The organism is Parabacteroides sp. AM17-47, assembly GCF_003434625.1.
GTDB classification, from domain to species: Bacteria; Bacteroidota; Bacteroidia; order Bacteroidales; family Tannerellaceae; genus Parabacteroides; species Parabacteroides distasonis.
The window spans coordinates 1-3,679 of record NZ_QTLI01000017.1; the positions used below are offsets into that span (position 1 = coordinate 1).

A 3,679-nucleotide genomic window follows, 5' to 3' on the forward strand; every position below is an offset into this window, starting at 1 on the left:
AAGAACTTGTCAAGTTCGTGTTTCTCGGCAAAGTCCTTGACGCTCGCCCTTAATTGCTCCTCACTCTGACAAAGAGTGAGGAGGTTCATAAATTCAAGGAACATCGTGGGGATTTTATCATCCCATAGGAAAACCATGCTTTCAAATCTTACTTCCATAATGTTAGTTGTTAGATGTCGATATTATGCCGCTTTCATCCGCTGGCGGATAAGGTTGGCGTTCTTGTTCACAAGGGCGATGATGCGGTCGTGGTATTCGGAGTTCTCGTTGCATACGCCACGACACTGCACCACCTCAAAAGTTTTTAGTGACACCTCTATCGTTTCAATTCGTTTTCCGTCAATGGTGGCGGATAGGATAAGGGAGTCTTTTCGTTTGTGGTAACCGCCCACACAATGGTGCATCGTCCTTCCTTCCTCTGCCATTTCTTCCACGCTCTCTATGACTTTGACGCAAATAAGGCTGTCGGTAAAGGCAAGTCCGAAGAATATGCCCTTAGCTTTCAGATATTGTTTCTCGTCCTCAATCGCTTTCCTGCGTTGCTGTTCAGTCCGCTCATGTTTCCTTTGCAGGTTGCGCTTTGCCACCAACTTGTCGTGTTCAACTTTGAGGTCGGCAGGGCAAACGTATTTCGGGCTGTTTGTGTCCTTGCCGAAATGACGCAGGAGGTCTATGGTGTCACGCCACATTGAGCCGTCCTCAATAGTATAGCCGTTGCGGATACATATCTTGATTGAAGCCCAATACTCTCCAATATTGAAAGAGTGGTACAGATAGTAGCGCAACATGGGATATTGCCCTGCCTTCAACAGCGTTTCCGCACGGCTGTCCGACAATAATGCCGGTATTAGTTTGGTGGGTACAATGTCGTGGAAATTGCCGTTAAAGCCGTTTCTGCGGAGCGTCGGCAACACCTTATATCTTGGATATATCGGGGAATATGAGATATGGCGGTACGCTTCATTGTCATTGCGGATAGCAAAAGGAGAAGCGAATGAGAACGTGTCGATGTAGCATCCCAATGTGCGTGGAATGGCAACAACAGCCTTACGCCCTTGTTCATTCCACCAATACTGCCCGATTTCAAGGGCATAGGACTTGGCATTAACCCCTTTCTCCATACCCACGACAAGCAAGAACATTCGTAGCACTTGGTATTCTCCGCTTGTGGTAAGGGTTGTGAAATACTGCTTTTGTCTTACCTTGCGCTGATAGGTGAGGCAGACTTTCAAACTTGCTCCACATTCGGGACACGTACAATGCTCGGTCTGCTCCGTCATTACCCAACTATGACCGCAATCCATACAAGTGGTACGACCTTTCGGCAAGCGGTGTGCATAATGCTCCACGCAATTACGGAATGCCCAATTTATCTGTATCGGGGTTATCGGGCGTAGTTTCTTGCTTTGGGCAAGAACTGCTTTTTCAAATTTGTTTCTCGGTTTCATAAGCCAAAATCAAATAATGAGGGTTGAACTTGGGTTTCTGTTTTCGCCTTTGTCGGCTTGGTGCGGTTCTGCAACTTGCGGAGTTCCTCGTCTTGGTATCTGCGGACTGCCTGCTGACGTGCTTCTGCTTTTTCCTCTGCCGTGAGTTCCACAATGTGGTTCACCGCCACTTGGCATTGGATAGGCTTGCCCACCTCAATCTCGTTCTCGTCATAGTAGTGTACTGCTTGTCCGTATATCTCTCCGTCCGTGAAGCCGTTACAACCGCTTTTCTGCACATAGTTCAGAATGTAGGTTACGCAATCGTCAATGTTCTTGGCTGGATTGCGGTAGTTCTTCGCAAAGAGCGTGTCTTCCTCCGCACGTTGTTCCAAATACATCTGTATCGTTCTCTTGAAATGGTCTGTTCCTTTCATATCGCTGTCGTTTTTATGAGTTGTCAAATAGTATGTTTCAAAATCTCCCTCCAATAAATCGGCTCAACCTCGCTCAATAGGAAGTCTATAAAGTCCTTCCGTGCGTCCTTGTTCAGTTCGTGGTAGAGTCCACGGAACACGGACATATTGCCGTTGAGGTATGTTTCCACCATGTACTCGAAGATGTTGCCCACCTCGTAGTATCTGCATTGTTGCTCCACTGTCTTGCTTCTTCTCTTTGCCATGTCGGTAGGGATTAAAGGGTGAATAACCAAAGAATGAAGCCGAAGAACAGGATAACGGAAAGAATAGCCACGATTACCCCTATTGCCACTCGGAACACTCCGTTTATTATCTCTCTGACGATGTACCAAAGGATGCCGGACACCCAAAAGGCGGTGCGCATGATTAGGGTGCATATCGCAAGCCCTATGTATTGCGCCATTTGTCTGAAATTTACCGTTGCTGTCATAGCCGTATCATTTGTTAAGTTCCACGATGCTGTCTATCCTGCCGTATAGGAAACTGCGGAGTGCGGTCTTGTCGGTAGCCTTGTATTCCGCCCAATGTCCATACTGCTTTACAATGTAGGTTCGGAGAATGTCGGAAAAGTCAAACATCCAACCTTGCAAGGGTACTGCGCTCTTGAAATAGGTGTTGCTGTTCACGTTGCGTGTAAGCCAATCCTTTTCCTCTCGGCTCAATTTCTCACCATTGTTCAGTTTGGTGCGAAGTCCGTACACCTTGCTGCCTTGCAGGTTCTCCAAACTTGGTACTTCCCATGCCACGAATTTTGTTGCTATTGCCGTTCTCATATCCGTTTTGTTTTTGATTTTTTGTTTTTTAATGCGGATTCAAGAGCTGAGGGAGTTGAGTTTCAAACTATCTTATCTGCTTCTCGTTTATCCGACATTTTTTTTAATGCGTCTTTCTGTCGCATCGGTCGTTTTCGTTTCGGGTGCTTAAAAAGGTAGGGATTAGGGAATGCAAGGTTTTTCGGAAAAATACTACCCGAAAGGCTGGAGATTTTTCCAGAAAACAGGAGGCTTGACCTTGCTTTCCCGTACAATCCCGGAGTTACCTTTGCACCCAGCACGAAAATGACTGCCTGATGCGGCTCACTGAAAGGCGCGAAAATGGAGGTAAACGGAAGTGGAGGCAGATTAGACAGGAAAACTTCAAAAGAGAAATCCGTGAAAAAGACATCCCCAACAGAAAAGAACATAGCCGGTAGCGTGAAACCGAGCAAACCATCGGCAAGGAAGTATGTTTTTATCTGTTTGGCCAAACGTGTTTGGTCGGATGGATAAAATCATTCTTCCCGGTTTGTCTGCCGTGAGTGACGGCTTGTTCCATTTATGGAATGTGCGGTCATACACGGCTTTCCGCTTCCGGCTCAAAAGGACAACGAAAAAAGAAAAATCGTCAAAACCCCGTAAAAGCACCTCTTTGGCATAAGCACAAAAGAAAGGGGCCTTGTCTCATCAGTCTAAACTATTGTTTAGGCGTGAGGCAAAGCCCTTTTCTCCGCTTATGCGGCAGTCGGCACACGTTCGTTCAAAATCTTTTTGGGCGATGGTGTGCTGACGGATAAAATCGCTTTTACGGAAAAACTTGTGTGAGAAGAAAAAATCAGGAGATTCATTTCTAAATCTCCCGTTTTATTGTTACTTTTGCATACGAAGAGTTCTTTGAAGGTTACGCAACGCACAGAAGAATAATGCAGTAGATAACTAACTAATTCGTAACCTATTACTATTATGAGCGATTACCCAATGCTCATTTCCAATAAATTACACTCTTTTCGTAACTTCA

At 45.8% G+C, this 3,679-nt stretch carries 6 protein-coding genes; all 6 read right to left on the reverse strand.

Going from position 1 to position 3,679, the window contains the following annotated elements; all coding sequences use genetic code 11:
* Positions 1-182: 182 nt before the first annotated feature.
* The 6 genes from DW205_RS14250 to DW205_RS22295 all read right to left on the reverse strand — a co-directional run bounded on the left by DW205_RS14250 (position 183) and on the right by DW205_RS22295 (position 3,152).
* Positions 183-1,448, reverse strand: a complete 1,266-nt coding sequence (locus DW205_RS14250; RefSeq protein ID WP_004310303.1) for a PcfJ domain-containing protein — start codon at positions 1,446-1,448, stop codon at positions 183-185.
* Positions 1,445-1,864, reverse strand: a complete 420-nt coding sequence (locus DW205_RS14255) for a PcfK-like family protein (protein ID WP_004310304.1) — start codon at positions 1,862-1,864, stop codon at positions 1,445-1,447. The genes DW205_RS14250 and DW205_RS14255 overlap by 4 nt, the downstream gene beginning before the upstream one ends.
* Before the next feature lie 23 nt (positions 1,865-1,887).
* A complete protein-coding gene (locus tag DW205_RS14260; protein ID WP_008019901.1) occupies positions 1,888-2,109 on the reverse strand; it encodes a hypothetical protein in 222 nt (73 codons plus the stop codon).
* 11 nt (positions 2,110-2,120) lie between these two features.
* Positions 2,121-2,336, reverse strand: coding sequence for a hypothetical protein (locus DW205_RS14265; RefSeq protein ID WP_005643957.1), 216 nt, complete (start codon positions 2,334-2,336; stop codon positions 2,121-2,123).
* A gap of 7 nt (positions 2,337-2,343) precedes the next feature.
* Complete coding sequence (locus tag DW205_RS14270) at positions 2,344-2,679, reverse strand: hypothetical protein (protein ID WP_004310306.1); 336 nt, start codon at positions 2,677-2,679, stop codon at positions 2,344-2,346.
* A gap of 62 nt (positions 2,680-2,741) precedes the next feature.
* The gene (locus tag DW205_RS22295) at positions 2,742-3,152 is read right to left on the reverse strand and encodes a hypothetical protein (protein WP_032588465.1); all 411 of its coding nucleotides are present in this window, start codon (positions 3,150-3,152) and stop codon (positions 2,742-2,744) included.
* Between the last annotated feature and the right edge of the window lie 527 nt (positions 3,153-3,679).